We start from the raw sequence: 17,998 nt of genomic DNA on the forward strand, positions 1-17,998 counted from the left end.
TTTACTTGTTTGGTTCCACAATTACGGTTCCACAATTTGCTATTTATACTGTACAAAAAAGATTTTAACTGCTGGTACAGTAATTATTTATTCCCACTACTGCACCAACGCAAAAAATATTATTGATACAGTATTATTTTTCTTTTATTGATTAGTCCTGCCAGATTTACTACTGCAGGAATAAGATAATTTAGAGATCTACAGTAAATATTTTTTACATTTACTGTAGGATATTAAAAAACAAGATAATTACAGTAATCACGTTACTGTATGAATACAGTTCTTTTAAATGATACAGTATTCAAAAGAAAGCACTACTGCACATTCTAGGATTTCATTTAATATGCAGTAATGCTCCTTGTTCTCTTGTTCTCTTGTTCTCTTTGTTCTCTCTGTTCTCTTTGTTCTCTCTGTTCTCTTTGTTCTCTCTGTTTTCTTTGTTCTCTCTGTTTTCTTTGTTCTCTTTACCCTCTTTGTTCACTTTGTCCTCTTTGACTGTTCCCTTTTGTTCTCTTTGTTCTATTTATTGCATTATATATCTATTCTATCTAGCCCACTCATTTCATCCTTATTTACAGACTTTGCCTGCATCTCATCTCGCTGAAGCTTTGCAGCAAATATTTCCTAACTAATGTCTTTTGACTGTCTATTTACTGAAGTAATATCGATACCTGCCATAATCATCTACCTCCTTTTACATGATTTGTGAATATCACAAGGGTTTCTCTTTTTCCTTTCAGCATCAATCCTTTATCAGATAATACTAATGTCACCAATAGCATCATCTATGTCATGAATAGCCTTCTTATATCTGACTGTCAACAGCGCTGCCCTTAACATCATTTGAAAGTAAGCTCAGCTTATTGAGGATATTTGTAATTTCAGAATTAACAGCATTCTGTGCATCCTCCATTGAAGCACCCTCAGATATAATAGTTCTCTGGACATCCTCTGCTCCATAGCTGTCAGCTTCAGCTCGTTCTCTTCTTGCTATGGCACGTTTGGCATCAGCACTGGTCTTTTGAGTCTCTGCAGCGTGTTCTTTGATGTTCTCGATCATTTCCTGCTGCATAGCTTCTTTTTCCAGTTTCTTTGCCTCTTCCTTCTTCTCTTCTTTTTTCTTTTCGGCAGCTTCTTTGGCCTCTTCCTCTCGTTCCTTCTGCTCTTCGTCAACATGCTCTACTGCTTCCTGTGTCAAAAGAGCTATCGTCTCTTCGCCAGCGGCTTCCATAATATCTTCAGCTGCATCCTGGGCTTTCAGCATATCCTGCGATTTAGCACGTTCTCTTTTCATATCTGCATAGCCCTGAACATTTCCCATCTGCTGAGCTTTGGCCCTGTCTATATCAAGGCTGTTCTGCTGGTTCTTTGCAACAAAGTAAAGTGCCTGTTGCTGGTACTCGGACATTTTACTGATTTCTTCATCAGATAAACCATCTTTAGAATTGTTCATCTTAAACGCAAGCTTAGAAAGCTCATTATTCTCTTCGCTGTCAGGATCAATTCCATATGCTTCCTGGAGTTCTTTTAACCTGGCATCATTATCCCTTGTTTCCGCAGCCTTCTCGTTTATCTCGTCCTGAAGACGCTTTATCTCATCTTTGATAGACTGCATCTGGGCATCCAGCTTTTTCTCTCCATCAAAAGCATCGGAAACTACCTTGAGTGCCTGCTTTCTGGCCATTCCCTGCCTCTGCTGAACAAGACTTTCCCCTTTCAGATTAGCCCCGGATATTGAGGACAAATTGCCACTCTTATTAGCAGCCTTTCCTGCACCAGTGGCCGCCTTCACGCTGTCCTGGCTCTGAAATGGATTGAATTGAAGGTCAGTGTTCTGTTGTATTTTCATAAAGCACCTCCAAAATGGCCCTAAGGGACGGGGTTTGTGGTTCATTTCAAATTACGGTAAAAGAGCCGTCCCTTTGACTCACCTTGACTCTGTCACATATAACGCATAGTAATGGTTTTCTATTTGTATATCGGCAAAAATGAATTTTTTATCAAGCCCTACTGTTTCTTCCGCGACCTCCATCATGTCCTCGGCTGCCATTTCCAGCTTTTCCATGAGAGCTTCAAACTCAGCCTGCTCAAGTTCTTTTTAGATTAAGAATTGCTCAACATTTCTCTTGATAAGTTCAATATCTAAAGGTCTTTCACGAGTTTCTAATGTAATGATCAGGTTGTCTCCTAACAATAGTCCACTTTTTTCATAATCCATCAGCTTACTCATATTTCTAATGACATATCCAGCGTCATCCATTTTTCCGAGGTGTTCCCAATATATAGTCTTGTTATTTCTGACATTAAGAAGCACAAAGTCGGGATATACATTTTTTCCTGAAAAAAGAGTGAACTTGGGCTCGCACTGATATGGAATCCCGGCTCTATAAAAATAATCAGCCAATATTTTCTCAGATTTTGACCTGACATATTCTCCACGATTAGTTCTTATATCTGGTTCTTCGTCAATTGTGTTCATACCACCAGGATTCATTTCCATCCATTTATTTATTATCGAGTCCTTGTCAGGTTTTATCGGGGTAACCAATCTTTTTCGCCCTTCGCACATATTTTCATATATCGCATCTATGCTGTTTTCATCATAGTTTTTTATGAAGCGCTGAAGCCTTGCTTTAATAGTATTCAAATGCTCGTACATCTTTTCATCATATTCACGCTGAGCAAATAGTCTTACTTTTTCCCTCTCTATAGCAGGCATATATCTTGGAACAGTAGTCCCATCCTCGACAAATAAATACTGTATATTCCCATGGCTTGCAGTAACTTGCAATTTGCCTTTTTCAAGCCCTTTGTATTGTTTTAACCTGCTGTTTTCCTTGTCAATCAAGCTTTCTATCTCTAATAACTGCTGATTTAGCTCCTTCCTTATGTTATTCACTATAAATTCTCCTTTCCTGTTTTGTTCCGTAATTATCTATTCAATATATCCTGATGAGCTATTGAATATTTGCGCAGTTGACCGCTTTTGAGTTTTTTGAGGCATTTGGGTATTTTTTTATTTTCCTTGGACTTCCTTTTAATTCCTTTATGTTCCTGTTACACCTTTTACATATTTCTTTTAGTGCGTTTAGGCGCCATATTACTGCAATACATCCAGTTATTTGCCTCGTGCAGTAATTGCTAATTCCTATTACTGCACAAGTGCAAATACTATTATTGATACAGTATTATTTTTCTTTTATTGATTAGTCCTGCCAGATTTACTACTGCAGGAATAAGATAATTTAGAGATCTACAGTAAATATTTTTTACATTTACTGTAGGATTTTGAAAACCAAGATAATTACAGTAATCACGTTACTGCATAGATATATTTTTTCACAAGATACAGTATCTAAAGAGAAAACCTACTGCACATTTTAATAATTCATGTAGTATGCAGTAATGCCATTTGTTCTCTTTATATATTGATTTCATTGCAAAAAAGCTCATCACAAAATAGCTCTCTAAAACTAAAAGCTCTCTAAAACTAAAAGCTCTCTTAGCCATAAAATACCCAGTCTTTCCAGATATTAGGCACTAAAAAACCGCTCAACTGAGCGGTTTAAATCAATCGGAGTGACGTGATTCGAACACGCGGCCCCTACCTCCCTAAGATAGTGCTCTACCAACTGAGCCACACCCCGACGACGTTCTACATTATATAACGGCGAAAATATAAAATCAACCATTTTTATTTCGTTTATTGAAAATTGAAAATCAATTAGCCAACTGAGAGTCACATGCCTCTCCATAACTCAACTACTTCAATGTAAATCCCAGAACATATACACAACTGCGGAGCAGACAAGGGTCAAAATAACAGCAGTGTTGGTGATAAATCGAAGCACACGACCAAGTATACCTGTGACACCATTCTGACCAAGTTCACCTTGTGATACCCCTGCCTTTGTGACACCATCATGACCATGTTCACCTTGCGATACGTGGCTAATTGCAGCACCTTCACGATTAAAGCCACCCTTTGTAACACCCTCCTGAATCTTCACAAGCCCCAGTGAAGTAAATACAAGCGATGCTGTCATATATCTAAAGTCGCTGCTACAGGTATATGGATACTTAAATACAAAAAGGCTGTAACTGATGATCATAAATATATAAGTGAACAACACAAATGTGGTGCGAAGTCTTGTATCACGCTCCTTGTATGCGGAAAAATAGCACACAAAGAAAGCTACTGATGTTACAATTGCTGCTATTATGGATGCCACATAGGCAATCTGCGCAAAGGCAAGCAGGTAATCATTTATCTCGGCAGGAAAAGCCTCAGCAAAAAGACCTGTCTGGAAAAGAATGACCCATGAATTGTGGATTGATGCAGCACTTATCGGATGGAATGGGAATTCCACATGAAGATCTGCTATCCCCGGAATTCCTATGATAGACCATACTGAATAAGTTCCGGTGTACATCACTGATTCACTTGGAATAAGTGCAGGGGAGGGTATCCCCGGCTTTTCTCCAAAGAGAATAAGATTTCTGATGATATATGAAAGTCCAAGCGGAATAACTATCACTCCAAAGAGAAGATATTCTAAAATGCAGTCCCTAAGCTCTATAAGATTTCCCTCTCTTATGCACCAGATAAGATAGCACAGGAAAACAAGTGCGATTGAGAAAGCACAAATAGCCGTATTTAACTTGCTCACCATGCCAAATCCAAGAGAAAGGGCGATAAGAACGATGTTTATAAAACTCTTGTCTCTGATCCAGACAAGGGTTCTCCAAATAGTAGTCAGCAAAAGAAGCAGTGCCAAGATATCATTGTTAACAGAACCTGCAAGCACCATCATTCTTGGATGAAATGCAAAAAGAGCCATTCCAAAACAGATACCTTTTTCTGAAGCTTTGCACTCTTCCAAAATGTGAAGCATTACAATAATGCAAAGACTAGAATAAATAAGTGTCGGCACCTGAAGATTCTCAAAAGCTAGGGCCTCCGGAATGCCAATAAATCTCTGCAGAGTAAGCCAGATAGCCTCAATTATGTGATGAAGTGGTGGATGATAGTATCCAAAATGATCATAGGGGTTCATATCAGGCAAATGGAAAAACTTATAAATATACTCAATATATCCGATATGTCCGTTATTGATGTCAGGAGTTCCAAATCCGGTAAAGGTTCCGCCATCATTTTGCAGAGTCCAGATATCAGTGAAAAGAACATAGAATGTTCTCATGAGTGTTCCAAAAAATACTATCCAAAGAATCTTTCGTTCTGTGGATAGTTTCCCCGAAATATATGATTTAAAAAAGTAGCATACAACCAGCAAAGAAATCGCAAAGAAAACTGCTATCTGCGGCTGTCTGTCCACACCAATAGCCACTGATGTATATGGATTGCCCTGAAGAACCGCTACCATAAGTGCCATCAAAATGATGATAAGCACTGATTTTCTATAAACTTTTCCAGATATATTCATTACAAAATCCCCAAATGTCCTTATTTCTTTATTTTATCAAGTATTTCCTGCGCATTTTTGGTTGTTACCTTAACGTAGTGACAGCCTACATAATGCTCAACTTTTTCCATTTTGATATAGTTTATGGCCGTGTCTGCTGCGGAATGCGACTGTGAAATATAGTCATTAAAAACAGTGCCTGTAATTCGGCCTTCAAGCACACATCCTATAACTTCCTCAAGTGCATCAACACCAACAAGAAAAATATCCTGACCTACAACCTTGCCATCAGCCTCTATAGCCTCTAAAGCCCCCAATGCCATAGCATCATTATTGCAAAAAACAACTTCAATATCCTTATCTTCCTCTAAAAACTTAGCCATAAGCTGTCTTGCAGTCTCCTGGTGCCAGTTACCAACTTCATCACCCACACACTCAAGCTTCCATGCAGAATCCTTCAGAGTTCTGACGGAGTACTCTGTTCTGTACTGTGAGTCAATATTTTCAGGATCTCCTTCTATCATGTAATACTGCAGCTTGCCGTCACCATTTAGATCGACCGTGTCAAATCCCAAGGCTTCAATGATCTCGCCCTGATAAGTGCCTGACTGACGCGCGTCGCACCCAACATATGAAACATGATAATCATTGTCGACCCACCTGTCTTCCTCATCGCCATCAGGCTCTCTGTTCACATATACAAGAGGAATACCGGCACCAACAGCAAGATCTGTGATTTCTTTTGCAAAAGATGGATTGACGGGATTAACGATCAGCACATCAACTCCGTCATTTATAAGTTCCTTTACCTGCTCAACCTGTGTATTATGGTTATTCAGACTATCCAATATCTCGATATTATCTTCTGAAATGCCCTTCTCTACGAGACGATCCTTTAATTCGTCCCTAAACAAAGTCATAAAATCATCTGCAAATTGATAAATACATACGCCAACCTTCTTTTCTGAAAGAACGTCACCGCTTCCATAACCAGACTCAGTATTTTCTTTTTGAGAAGTTTTGACACCACAACCGGTCATGGAACATGTAGCTACCATGACTGCCATAAAAAGACTAATCAGTCTTCTTTTCATAACATAGTTCCCTCCACATAGAAAAATCCAACAATATTATACCAAAAAAAGAGCCGAAACCGACTCTTTTTTTATCCCTCTGTAATAATATTGAAAATCAGTCAAACTTAAGGATTATGCTAAGGATTCTCTTGGCGCTCGTTTCAAGCACATCGCGGCTTAACGCTCCTGCATCCATGGCTTTTCTTAATCTGTCCGGGAAGCCATTTCCCATCTTAAGATCATTTCCGGCATTTACTTCCTTGTAGTGTTCTGCTCTAGTCCACCAGTCAGAAGTGACAATCCCATCAAAATGCCACTCATCACGAAGAATTCCTGTCAAAAGATCTGTATTCTCAGAAGCCCTGTATCCATTCAATGCATTGTAAGAAGACATGATAGTATATGGCTGAGCTTCCTTAACAATAATCTCAAAGGCTTTTAAGTATATCTCACGAAGAGCTCTCTCTGAAACCCTTGAATCAGCGTGCTTTCTATTGGTCTCTTTATTATTGCAGGCAAAATGTTTTACGCTGGCACCGATGTGATTTCTCTGAATACCACATACCAGTGAAGCAGCCATTTTTCCTGTAAGGTATGGGTCTTCGGAGTAGTATTCAAAATTTCTTCCGCACATAGGATTCCTGTGGATGTTTATGGCCGGAGTAAGCCATACAGCCAAATTGTTTTCCTTAACTTCTTCTCCGCCTGCAAAACCAATTTCCTCCGCAATTTCCTTATTCCAGGTGCAGGCAATAGTAGTTGCACATGGGAACGCAGTTGTCACTATGCCTGTTTCCGGCGAAATTCTAAGGCCCGCAGGGCCATCTGCAGTACCTGCACTGGGAACACCATATTCCGGCATATTACCAAAGCTGAAGGTATTGGAAACACCCACATTAGGCTGCCCACCAACCAGGTCAATAAGCTCATCATCAGAAAGCTGCCCTACAAACTCATCAAGAGTTGCCTTGCCTTCTGCAACCTCATCAAAGCTCTTTGCTCCCTCCTTGTAAGGATTTATAAGTGAACGTATCGGAAGAGACTTCTGAGCCGGAAGAAGTGCTTCTTCCGTTCCCGGCTCCATCTTTTCAAAAATGCATTCATTGATATCCCTGTCATCACCTAGTGGAAGCTTCTCATATGTTCCATCAGAGAGCATTCTCTCCTTTAATGATACAGGAGCCGCCTTGTGGCTGAGCTGCACTATGACCTTATCCGCAGGATTCTCATATTCAAACTCAGTTTTCCTCGCATCTCTGACATTTGATCCCACATAGAACTTATATGTGCCCTTTTCAAGGACATATGCTGCATCACTGATCTTGCCCAGATCATCATAGGATGACATCTCATATTCACTGACCTTTAAAGTCAGAAGCTGACTCTCACCCGGTAAAAGATTTCTTGTCTTCTCAAAATCTCCAAGAGCCTTAGAAGGCTTGCCCAAAAGTCCCTGTGGTGCGCCATAATAGAGCTGCACAACTTCTTTTCCTGGCACATTGCCTGTGTTGGTGGCCTTAACTGTAAATACTATTTCTCCGTCAAAAGAAACTGCATCAACTACCTTTGTTTCAAAGCTTGTATAAGAAAGCCCAAATCCAAAGGGATAAACCACCTTTTTATCGGCACCGGGAATTGTTTCAAAATAGCGATACCCTACATAAATGTCCTCGTTGTAATCCACATAGTCAAAAGACTCATGGAACTTTTCTGTTGATGGATAATCCTCCAACGTTCCTGCAAATGTGTCTGATAGTCTTCCTGATGGATTAACTATTCCAAACAAAACATCCGCAGCGGCGTCGCCACCTTCCATTCCACCCTGACCGATGAAAAGAACTGAATCAATCTTCGGGTTTTCTTTTGCCCATCTCAGGTCTATGATCCCACCAATATTAAGGACAACTATAACCTTGTCAAAGCCTGCACAGGCAGTTTCAACCATCTCTTTTTCTTCTGATGTAAGATAAAAATCCCCATCAGGAAAGATCTGTCCTGAAATCTTTGGCATAGATGTTTCCGAAGGCCATGGATTGTACTCATTGTTACACTCTATGCTGCTTCGATCCCATCCCTCCCCGGAGAATCTGTTCAAAACGACAATTGCAGTATCGGTAAAAGACTTTGCGCCTTCAAGAAGATCATCAGGAATCTTCACCTCTCTTGTCATTCCCGGAGCCAGGCCCTCTTTATACTGCTTCTGAATTTCATCTTTGTAGAACCTCACAAGAGGCTCATACACTGCTATATCCTTGGCCCTTAAGCCGTCATAAAGTGAATGTATATATTTGCAGAAAACATCTCCTGATCCGCCTCCGCCTTTGACATAGTCAACTGACGCTTTTCCGATCAATGCAACCTTCTTATCCATGGAAAGCGGAAGTGTTCCATTGTTCTTTAAAAGAACTATTCCTTCACTGGCAGCTTTCCTTGATACTCCAATATGCTCCTTACTTCCGGTTATTCTTGTATCTCCATATAACGGAATTCCGGGCTGATATAGTAGCCTTGCCCATTTCTTCATTCTAGTTCCCTCCAAATGCATTACATTATTATTCCACGTGGACTCATTCTACCATTTAGTTCTTTAATTTAAAATCTGTTTTCATGCTGTTTTTTGCCAAAAAATAAAGAACCTTTGCGGCTCTTTATCCTTTACTATTATTCAACTATCCTGCTGCCGTCGTTGTAGGTTATAACCCAGTAGCCTTTTCCGGTTCCGCAGTCCTCATAATATACTTTATCGATTATTACTTTTTCAGGTTCCTTTTCGGCCTCTTCGCTTTGAGATGATCCGGTAAAAGAAATTACAGTTTTCCCTTCCGCTGCTGTTGCAGTAGTTGCATCTTCTATTTCGGTTATCTCATCTGCATATATCACAGGCTCGTTGCTGGCCTCAACCACAGGAATATCCTCTTTTCCAAGTGCTCCGTTTAGCGCCTCCCTATAAAAAGGAACTGTAGTATACAGCATTATGTTAAGCATGAAAAGGAAAACAAATGTAATAGGAATCGCCAGAAATATACCTGAAAATCTTCTCATAAAAGGTAACCCTCTTTCTCAATAATAGACAGTCCAGGTCAGCTGCTTTTCCAATGGTCCAGCCGGATAACTGTCATATGTCTGTTTGTAATAGCCTCCCCCTTTGGCATCCTGCATCTCTGAATCAAAGATGTACCATTTGTCTCCCAATTTAACTTCAGTCCAGGCGTGAGGTGTTTTCCCGCCAAGCGAAGACTGAACCATTCCACTGCATACCCTTGAGTCAAACCCAAGTCCCTTTGCTATATATGCAAAAGCCGCTGCGTACCCATAGCAGTTACCTTTGCCATTCAAGAGCATGTCCGTCGCATAACTCCCAGTCCAGTTCCCTATAGGAACATCCATCTTTCTCTCATAAGAAACTGAAGAAACCAGATAGTTAAAGGCATTTTCAAGCTGCTGCCTCTGATTCATGGACTCTGTTGTGCTAGCTTCTAAAACTGAAGCAATCAGCTTTTTTAAATCCGTGTCAGGCTCCACTGTATTTCCTTCAGCATCTTTCCATTTAACCCCGTAAGATGTATGAATGAAATGTGCCCCCGGAATCTGCCATTCCATGAGATTGCTTTCAGCCTGCGACTCGATAAGATGCCTTATCTCTGCCCTTAAGCTGTCAGCCACGCCGTACAAGGCATTTTTTCCAATGGAGGTGACTGTTTCCGGTATATAAGCTCCTGTCAGAGCAGCCGGAAAGCACAAAAGCTCTGTTTGGTCCTTGTTATAAAGGCAATTGCTGTATGAAGAATAAAAAGGATTGTTCTCGCTTACAGTAATTGACCTAAGAGCCATCAGCCCTCTGAATGCATTAGAGGAAATGTCCGTAACATCGCTTCCTATGTGGATTGTAGAAATGTCAGGTGTTCCTCTGAATGTTGCCTGATCAATCGTAGTTATCCCGCTTGCCCTTGCTTTTACAGGAAAGATCGTGGATATTACCATCAGCATAAGCGTAATAATCAATATTCTTTTGTAAAAAGAAATCTCTTTTCGCCCCATACCCTATCAATCCGTAGCTCTTGCTCTCTGTGAAGCCATATCAAACTTGCTTCTGATCTTTGCATAAGTTACTGCATCTTTAGCATTTCCACCTTCATTAGGATGCTTGCCATAGCCGGCACTTGCACTGATAGCATCGGCATAGCCTTCCTTGCCGTCAACAATTACCTGGCACCACTGATCATTCCAGGTATTTGCATTTTTGTGAACCCAGGTAATTCCCAAATAGTCAAGAACAAGTCCAAGGGCCCTTGTTGCGCCAGCACAGGAATATTCGCCGCCTACAAACACGCCATAGGCTGTCCTGTAGATTTTTCCTTCTGTTGTGTATGTGCCCTGAGCGCAATAGGCATTTATAACACCCGCTGCATAGGCAACCTTCTCAATGTCTTTTACTGTATTCTTACTCGAAGAGCTTGAGCTGCTGGAAGAACTGGATTTTTTTGATGAACTACTGGACTTTGAAGCATTCACCTCTTCAATAGCCTTGTTTATTCCATCCGCAATCTGCTTGGCGTAACTTCTGGCGATAACCTCCTGATCATAGGTCATTCCACCATTTCCATGCTTGGCTTTAGGAATGATAACAACACCCGTATCACCTGTAGGAACAACATACTCAGTGCTGTCGCCTATAAGTCTGTTGGCAACTCTTTTTTCTTTTTTGCCAAAAACAACCCAGTGCTCTATAAGCTTACCAGCATCTGTGCCATAAGCATCACGAAGGTCCTGATAATTCAGGTAGTAATAAAGCGGATTATACTCATTTTTATAATCCACGCCATTATATTTTGTTGTAGCTTTGGAAAGGGCTACGTACGGATCGTCCGCAGCCTGGACCATGATTGAACTTAAGTCTGATCCAATAATGAAAATACCGGCAATAACCGCCAGAACAATACTCAATGCCTTTTTTAAGATAAGCATCATATTCTCTCTCCATCCCGCGCCTTAGCGCGCACAAAACTAAAGTCTTAAAAATATGCTCACTTATCTTATCGACATTTAATACTTTTTATTAACCTTTTTTAAGAAAAAAACTTTTTATATTAAAACCGCCAAATATTAAAGCTACGGCAGCTATGCTGCTTAACAGAACAAGCACCCTTGCTGTAATATCAGCATTTTTATCACCTGTTGCAGACATTCTGGCTCCTAAAACAGATGAACCTGGAACGGCGCTGAGCGAATTCTCATCAAACTCCAAAAGAGCTGCATCTGCACTGCTGCCCAAAGCTGCCATTGATCCAAGTGTATTGACGCTTGCAGATACGTTTCCATTAGTGTCAGCTGTAACCGTAGAAGTCTCATAGTTTAAAGCCGCCTCATTCCTACTTGCATCAACAAGAACAAGTCTTCCCTTCTGGCACTTCACAACATATTGTGAAGAAACATCCCTGCCTTCACTATCCACAATAACAACAGAAGTTATCTCGTTGCAGCTCTCGCCCACTCCTGTCTGACTTCCATTGAACACTACTTTAGAAATGGTATGTCCATTCTTTAATTTTCCATCAACGATGGTGTAACTATCGTTGGTAAGTGTCTTTCCGTCATCATTTTTAACTGTGCTGCCGGCTTCGATAGTGATCACGTTACTCACATCTACCGCCGCCTGTTTTGTCTTTATCTCAACAGAAGACTCGCTCTTTAAGGCTGTAATCACACCTGTAACCGCATCTTTAATTCCAACCCTGATATTTTCAGGTTCAATTTCTTTTCCATCAAAAATAAAAGGAATAGTAAGCCCTTTTTCTGATAAATCCTTGGCAGTAACATAGGCATAGGCAGCATCAATACTTACCCAATATTCCCTGTTCTTGTATTTAAATGTTGTACCATTGCCATCAGATGCTGTTACTGTTAAGACATCTGTCCTAAGGAACTTACCAAAGGCATCATAAATCTTCTCTGTAAGCGTCTCTGGCTCTTTTTCATCGATGATCCTGATCTTAAATCCATCTCCCACAAGATGAGCTTCGCCATCATCAGGAACTATTGGATTATTACAGATAGTTTCAATCTCTATTGATATTTCAGGTTCCTCTGTATCATCCACAGAAGCTGATGAGCTTGTAGAAGCAGATGCTGCCTCTGAAGAAGCACTGCCAGCACTTTCTGATGAAGCTGATGATGAAGAAGATGCTTCACCTGAGTTTTCTGATGAAGCACTAGAAAGAGCCTCTGAAGAGGCTTCTTTTGATTCCCCATTGCCGGGATCATCTGTAATCTCAGAAATCGGATCTTCTGAAGGCTCCTCAGTAGGATCTACTACCGCTTGTCTAGTCCTTATAACACCGTCAACATGCATTTCATAACCAATATTTTTGATAACATACCATTGAATATAATGGACAGAAGGGTCAAAATCACTTCTAACTGACTGAATCTCCTCCAAAGAAGGAACCTTACTCAGGGACTCAAAAACTTCATTATCACAATAAAGATCATCCTCTGAAGGTTCCTCTTCAAGATCAGTTCCAACAATCTCATCAAAGCTGTTTACAGCTCCAAACTTATAAATCCCATCAGAATAGTTAGATGCTGGATATGCTGAAATTTCATATGGAATATCAGAATCTATTCCATTAAGAAGGTAAAAATATGTTGAGCAATAAAAAGAAGTATCCAAATCAGTAACTTCATCTGTCAAAATTTCTGTACCTGAATCTGTAGAGGCATCTGAGCTGTCATCGTCGGCATATGACGTAAAAGCAGTAAGTCCACTACTTAAAACTGCTATCACTGCCATCATCATTATCAAACTAAATACTACAGCTCTTTTTATCCCTTTCACTTTGATTCTCCAGTCATTGCCACCAGGCTTTTCCGATTTACCTTGTTAAAAACACATCTTCATAAATATAGCAGAAGAACAATCATACAATCAATCATAATTTGCTATAAAAATGATAAAAAAAGACCAAATATCTTTTCAGCCTCAGATAAGGCCCATGGCATCACTGACTGAATAAACACCAATTATCTCAATTCCCTTACAGCTTGACTTAAGCTTTTTTTCAAGAGCTTTAGGGACGATGCAGCGCTTAAATCCAAGCTTTTTGGCTTCCTGAACGCGGGCCTCAGCCATATTTACTGACCTCACTTCTCCTGAAAGACCAACTTCACCAAAAGCAATCGTGTCATCACTGATAGGTTTATTTTTAAAACTGGAAATAATCGCAAGGCAGATGCCAAGATCCAATGAAGGCTCTGCAATCTTCATTCCACCGGCAAGATTGATGTATGCATCATAGTCTGCCATCTGAAGACCTATCCTCTTTTCCAAAACTGCCATGAGAAGATTAACTCTGTTATAGTCTGTTCCATTGGCCTGACGCCTCGGAAAGCCGAAATTAGTCCTGCACACCAGCGCCTGAATTTCTATCAGTATAGGACGTGTTCCCTCAACAGAACAGGTGACGATGGACCCGCTTGCATTGACAGGTCTTCCATCCAGCATGAATTCTGAAGGATTGGCCACCTCCATAAGGCCTTTTTCCTGCATTTCAAATACGCCAATTTCATTGGTTGAACCAAATCTGTTTTTAACTGCCCTTAAAATCCTGTAAGAAGCGTGACGGTCTCCTTCAAAATAAAGAACTGTATCAACCATGTGTTCCAAAACTCTCGGTCCTGCAACCTGGCCTTCCTTGGTCACATGTCCAACAATAAACACTGATATATTCATGCTCTTGGCAATTCGAAGGAGTACCGATGTGGACTCCCTTACCTGTGAAACACTTCCGGGCGCAGATGAAACATCCTCGTTGTACATTGTCTGGATTGAGTCAATAACAAGCACCTGAGGTTTTTCTCTATTTATAGCCTCTTCGATATTGGAAAGATTTGTCTCACACATGAATTTCAAAGTATCAGAAAAGTCTCCAAGCCTGTTTGCACGAAGCTTTATCTGTCTTAAGGACTCCTCACCTGAAATATAGAGAACATCTCTTTTATCTCCTGAAAGATTTCCTGCAACCTGCAAAAGAAGCGTTGATTTACCGATTCCCGGATCTCCGCCCACAAGAATAAGAGAGCCTTTTACAAGCCCTCCACCAAGAACTCTGTTAAGCTCACCTATATGCGTATCAAAGCGGTCTTCATCTGTCATCACTATTTCCGACAAAGTCTGAGGCTTTTTATACTCGCCGTTTGTTAACGCTGAAGCTTTAGCTGCGCCACTTCCTGACTTAGGCGCTGCCTTGACAGTCTCCTCAACAAATGTATTCCATTCTCTGCATCCCGGACACTGCCCCATCCACTTGGATGATTCATACCCACACTTCTGACAAAAAAATACGGTCTTGATTTTTGTTGCCATAACTCCTCCAAAAAATAAGGGCCTTTCGAGTTTTCTCGAAAAGCCCTAAACTTTTTTTACCTTTCAACTCTTACCTGTGTTGCCTTCTCTTCAGAAAGTTCAACACTTAAATTAAGTTTACCACCTACGTTCGTAGTCATCTTACCAATGCTGGTGCCATTTACGAACACATTATATTCAGTTTTTTCAAGAAGTCCCAATGTTATCTGAGCATCACTGGAACCTTCAACAGCGAACTCTACGCCTTTTTCAGTTTCTTTAAACTCAGTAACTGTAGTTCCGGGCACGGACTCATATACGAAGTTCTCATTGCTTTCAAGCTTGGTAATATCCTTAAAAGTCTTTACCTTATAGATGTCTCCGCCATGCTCAAAATTTTCGAGTTTCTTTTTCTCTGGAAGCTTATAGTTACCAAAACTGATGCTCCCATCCTCTTCAGCACGAATCAACTGCTCAACAACAGGCATATCTAAACCTCCTAAAAATGTATAGCTCGTTTCTTATAAAACATTATAAGTCAAAGAACCTTAATGTAAAATTAAAATTTTGTTACTTTTTTGAAGTTTTTTTCGCTGGCTTTTTTACAGTTTTTTTAGCAGGTTTTTTGGTTGTTACAGTGCTTTTTGTCTTAGATGACTTTGAAGGCTTTGTGGTCTTGACGCTGACCTTTCTCACTGAAGTTTTGGATCCTTCTGCTGTGGTGAAAACAATCTTGTCATCCTTAAGTCCAACTGTCACATCTGTTCCGGCCTTTATATTTCCCTTTAAAAGCTCTTCTGCCATTGCATCCTCAATAGTCTGCTGAATAGCTCTCTTAAGAGGTCGTGCACCCATCTTTGCATCTGAATGCTTGGTCACAAGGAACTTCTTAACAGCAGGAGATATTGTAAGATTAATATCCATCTGATTCTTGCAACGCTTGCTTAAGTTCTGTGAAAGAAGTGTTACAATATCCATCATCTCTTTTTCATTGAGAGTATGGAATACCATAATCTCATCTATTCTGTTGATGAACTCAGGTTTAAAGAGACGTTTAACCTCTTCCATTACACCTGACTTCATATCTTCATAGTCCTTTTTTGCATCAGATCCGGCACCAAATCCAAGCTTCTTAGGATCAACTATCTTCTGGGCTCCAACATTTGAAGTCATGATAAGGATAGTGTTCTTAAAACTTACCTTTCTGCCCTTGGAATCTGTGATATGTCCATCATCCAGAACCTGCAAAAGAACATTAAAGATATCAGGATGTGCTTTTTCAATCTCATCAAAAAGAATTACTGAATATGGATGTCTTCTTACTTTCTCACTGAGCTGTCCGCCATCATCAAATCCCACATATCCTGGAGGTGATCCGATCATCTTGGATACGGAGTGACCTTCCATGTACTCAGACATATCTACTCTGATAAGAGCATTCTCATCGCCAAACATTGCCTCTGCAAGGGCCTTTGAAAGCTCTGTCTTACCTACACCTGTTGGGCCCAGGAAAAGGAAGGAACCAATTGGTCTGTTAGGATCCTGAAGTCCTACACGGCCTCTTCTGATAGCCTTGGATACAGCCTTAACTGCATCCTCCTGACCGATAACTCTTTTATGAAGGACTGACTCAAGTTTAAGAAGCTTTTCAGATTCTTTTTCTGCGATCTTCTTAACTGGAATTCTTGTCCACTCTGCTACAACCTCTGCTATATCATTCTCATTAACAACATAGGCAGATGTCATTTCTTTTTTCTTTTCAGCATTCTTTGCTCTGTTTAACTTGGAGATAAGAGCGTTCTGTTCTTTATTAAACTCACCTGCTGCCTTGAAATCCTGCTCTTTAAGGGCAGTTTCAATCTTTCCATCGTAAGACTTTATAAGCTCCTCAAGCTCTTTTATCTTGGGGGATACACCCATAGTCCTAAGTCTTACAGCTGATGCAGCCTCATCAATAAGGTCGATCGCCTTATCGGGAAGATTTCTGTCGTTGATATATCTCTCAGACAGCTCAACCGCAGCCTTGATAGCCTCAGGAGTTATAGTAACCTTGTGATGCTCCTCATACTTGCTGACAATTCCATTGAGGATCTCAGTAGCCTCTTCCTTGGTAGGTTCATCCACATTAACAGGCTGGAATCTTCTCTCCAAAGCGGCATCTTTTTCAACGTACTTGCGATACTCAGTAATGGTTGTAGCACCTATCATCTGAATCTCGCCTCTTGCAAGAGATGGCTTCAAGATATTGGAAGCATCAATTGCTCCCTCTGCACCACCGGCGCCAATAAGAGTATGCATCTCATCAACAAAAAGAATTATATTTCCATCTTCTGAAACTTCTTTGATGACTTTTTTGATACGCTCTTCAAACTCGCCTCTGTATTTGGAACCTGCGATCATTCCTGAAAGATCCAGAGTAACAAGGCGCTTGTTCTGAACTGTTAAAGGCACATTTCCGGAAGCAATCCTCTGGGCAAGTCCCTCAACAACTGCTGTCTTACCTACGCCCGGCTCACCGATAAGGCAAGGATTATTCTTGGTCCTTCTGCTGAGGATTTGAATAACTCTCTTTATCTCTCTTTCTCTTCCCACTACGGGATCGAGTTTGTTTTCGACAGCAAGAGCAGTAAGGTCTCTGCTGTACTGTGCAAGGATTGATGCCTTTTTGCCTGCCTTAGGAGCTGACTTTCTTCCAAGGTCCTCTTTTACAAGGTTAGGATCCTCTCCCATGGCTGCAAGGGTCTCAGCATATATCTTCTGTGCAGGGACATTGAGGGTACTGATAAGTCTTACTGCAACATTTTCTCCCTCTTTTATGAGCGCAAGCAAAATGTGCTCAGTTCCTGTCTTGTCTGCGTGGAATCTCTCAGCAAGTCTGTGAGCTTCCTCGAGCACTTTCTCCGCACGTGGAGAAAAGCCGTCTTTATCAAGGGTACTGACTGTAGAATCTGGAACGATCAGGTCTTTTATCATATCCATCATGCGATTCTCGTCGATACCGTTATCAATAAGGATTCTGGAAGCAACGCTTCCATCTTCTAATATAAGTCCCATGAGAATGTGCTCAGTACCTACATAATTAAGTTTAAGGCTTCTGGCTGTTTTCCTGGCAAGCTTAAGTGCATCCGCCGCCATTAAGGTAAACTTTGAATCCATAT

14 protein-coding genes and 1 tRNA gene are annotated in these 17,998 nt (G+C 40.6%); all 15 read right to left on the minus strand.

Going from position 1 to position 17,998, the window contains the following annotated elements:
• Nucleotides 1-334: 334 nt before the first annotated feature.
• The 15 genes from C4S54_RS15925 to C4S54_RS04585 all read right to left on the minus strand — a co-directional run bounded on the left by C4S54_RS15925 (nucleotide 335) and on the right by C4S54_RS04585 (nucleotide 17,996).
• Nucleotides 335-481: a hypothetical protein gene (locus C4S54_RS15925; RefSeq protein WP_160110678.1), complete on the minus strand. Its 147-nt coding sequence runs from the start codon at nucleotides 479-481 to the stop codon at nucleotides 335-337.
• 324 nt (nucleotides 482-805) lie between these two features.
• Nucleotides 806-1,849: a hypothetical protein gene (locus C4S54_RS04525; RefSeq protein ID WP_103868478.1), complete on the minus strand. Its 1,044-nt coding sequence runs from the start codon at nucleotides 1,847-1,849 to the stop codon at nucleotides 806-808.
• 78 nt (nucleotides 1,850-1,927) lie between these two features.
• Nucleotides 1,928-2,065: a hypothetical protein gene (locus C4S54_RS15930; protein WP_160110679.1), complete on the minus strand. Its 138-nt coding sequence runs from the start codon at nucleotides 2,063-2,065 to the stop codon at nucleotides 1,928-1,930.
• A gap of 33 nt (nucleotides 2,066-2,098) precedes the next feature.
• Nucleotides 2,099-2,899, minus strand: coding sequence for a hypothetical protein (locus tag C4S54_RS04530; RefSeq protein ID WP_103868479.1), 801 nt, complete (start codon nucleotides 2,897-2,899; stop codon nucleotides 2,099-2,101).
• 675 nt (nucleotides 2,900-3,574) lie between these two features.
• Nucleotides 3,575-3,647, minus strand: a tRNA-Pro gene (locus C4S54_RS04535).
• Nucleotides 3,648-3,767: 120 nt separating this feature from the next.
• Complete coding sequence (locus C4S54_RS04540; RefSeq protein WP_103868480.1) at nucleotides 3,768-5,444, minus strand: glycosyltransferase family 39 protein; 1,677 nt, start codon at nucleotides 5,442-5,444, stop codon at nucleotides 3,768-3,770.
• A 20-nt stretch (nucleotides 5,445-5,464) separates the two neighbouring features.
• Entirely contained in the window at nucleotides 5,465-6,517 is a 1,053-nt protein-coding gene (locus C4S54_RS04545) for a substrate-binding domain-containing protein (RefSeq protein ID WP_103868481.1), read from the minus strand.
• Between the two features lie 97 nt (nucleotides 6,518-6,614).
• Nucleotides 6,615-9,023 (minus strand): glycoside hydrolase family 3 protein, encoded by a 2,409-nt coding sequence (locus C4S54_RS04550; RefSeq protein WP_103868482.1) that lies wholly within the window; start codon nucleotides 9,021-9,023, stop codon nucleotides 6,615-6,617.
• Between the two features lie 137 nt (nucleotides 9,024-9,160).
• Entirely contained in the window at nucleotides 9,161-9,541 is a 381-nt protein-coding gene (locus C4S54_RS04555) for a hypothetical protein (protein WP_103868483.1), read from the minus strand.
• A gap of 18 nt (nucleotides 9,542-9,559) precedes the next feature.
• Nucleotides 9,560-10,537, minus strand: coding sequence for a transglutaminase domain-containing protein (locus tag C4S54_RS04560; protein ID WP_103868484.1), 978 nt, complete (start codon nucleotides 10,535-10,537; stop codon nucleotides 9,560-9,562).
• A 6-nt stretch (nucleotides 10,538-10,543) separates the two neighbouring features.
• Nucleotides 10,544-11,467, minus strand: coding sequence for a hypothetical protein (locus C4S54_RS04565; protein ID WP_103868485.1), 924 nt, complete (start codon nucleotides 11,465-11,467; stop codon nucleotides 10,544-10,546).
• An 88-nt stretch (nucleotides 11,468-11,555) separates the two neighbouring features.
• On the minus strand, nucleotides 11,556-13,334 hold the full coding sequence (locus tag C4S54_RS04570; protein ID WP_103868486.1) for a hypothetical protein: 1,779 nt from the start codon (nucleotides 13,332-13,334) through the stop codon (nucleotides 11,556-11,558).
• 144 nt (nucleotides 13,335-13,478) lie between these two features.
• A complete protein-coding gene (gene radA / locus C4S54_RS04575; RefSeq protein ID WP_103868487.1) occupies nucleotides 13,479-14,861 on the minus strand; it encodes a DNA repair protein RadA in 1,383 nt (460 codons plus the stop codon).
• Between the two features lie 56 nt (nucleotides 14,862-14,917).
• Nucleotides 14,918-15,328, minus strand: coding sequence for an endosialidase (locus C4S54_RS04580; protein ID WP_103868488.1), 411 nt, complete (start codon nucleotides 15,326-15,328; stop codon nucleotides 14,918-14,920).
• A gap of 82 nt (nucleotides 15,329-15,410) precedes the next feature.
• Nucleotides 15,411-17,996, minus strand: coding sequence for an ATP-dependent Clp protease ATP-binding subunit (locus tag C4S54_RS04585; protein WP_103868688.1), 2,586 nt, complete (start codon nucleotides 17,994-17,996; stop codon nucleotides 15,411-15,413).
• Nucleotides 17,997-17,998: the final 2 nt, after the last annotated feature.

It is taken from the genome of Butyrivibrio sp. Su6, from assembly GCF_900108105.1.
GTDB lineage: Bacteria > Bacillota > Clostridia > Lachnospirales > Lachnospiraceae > Butyrivibrio.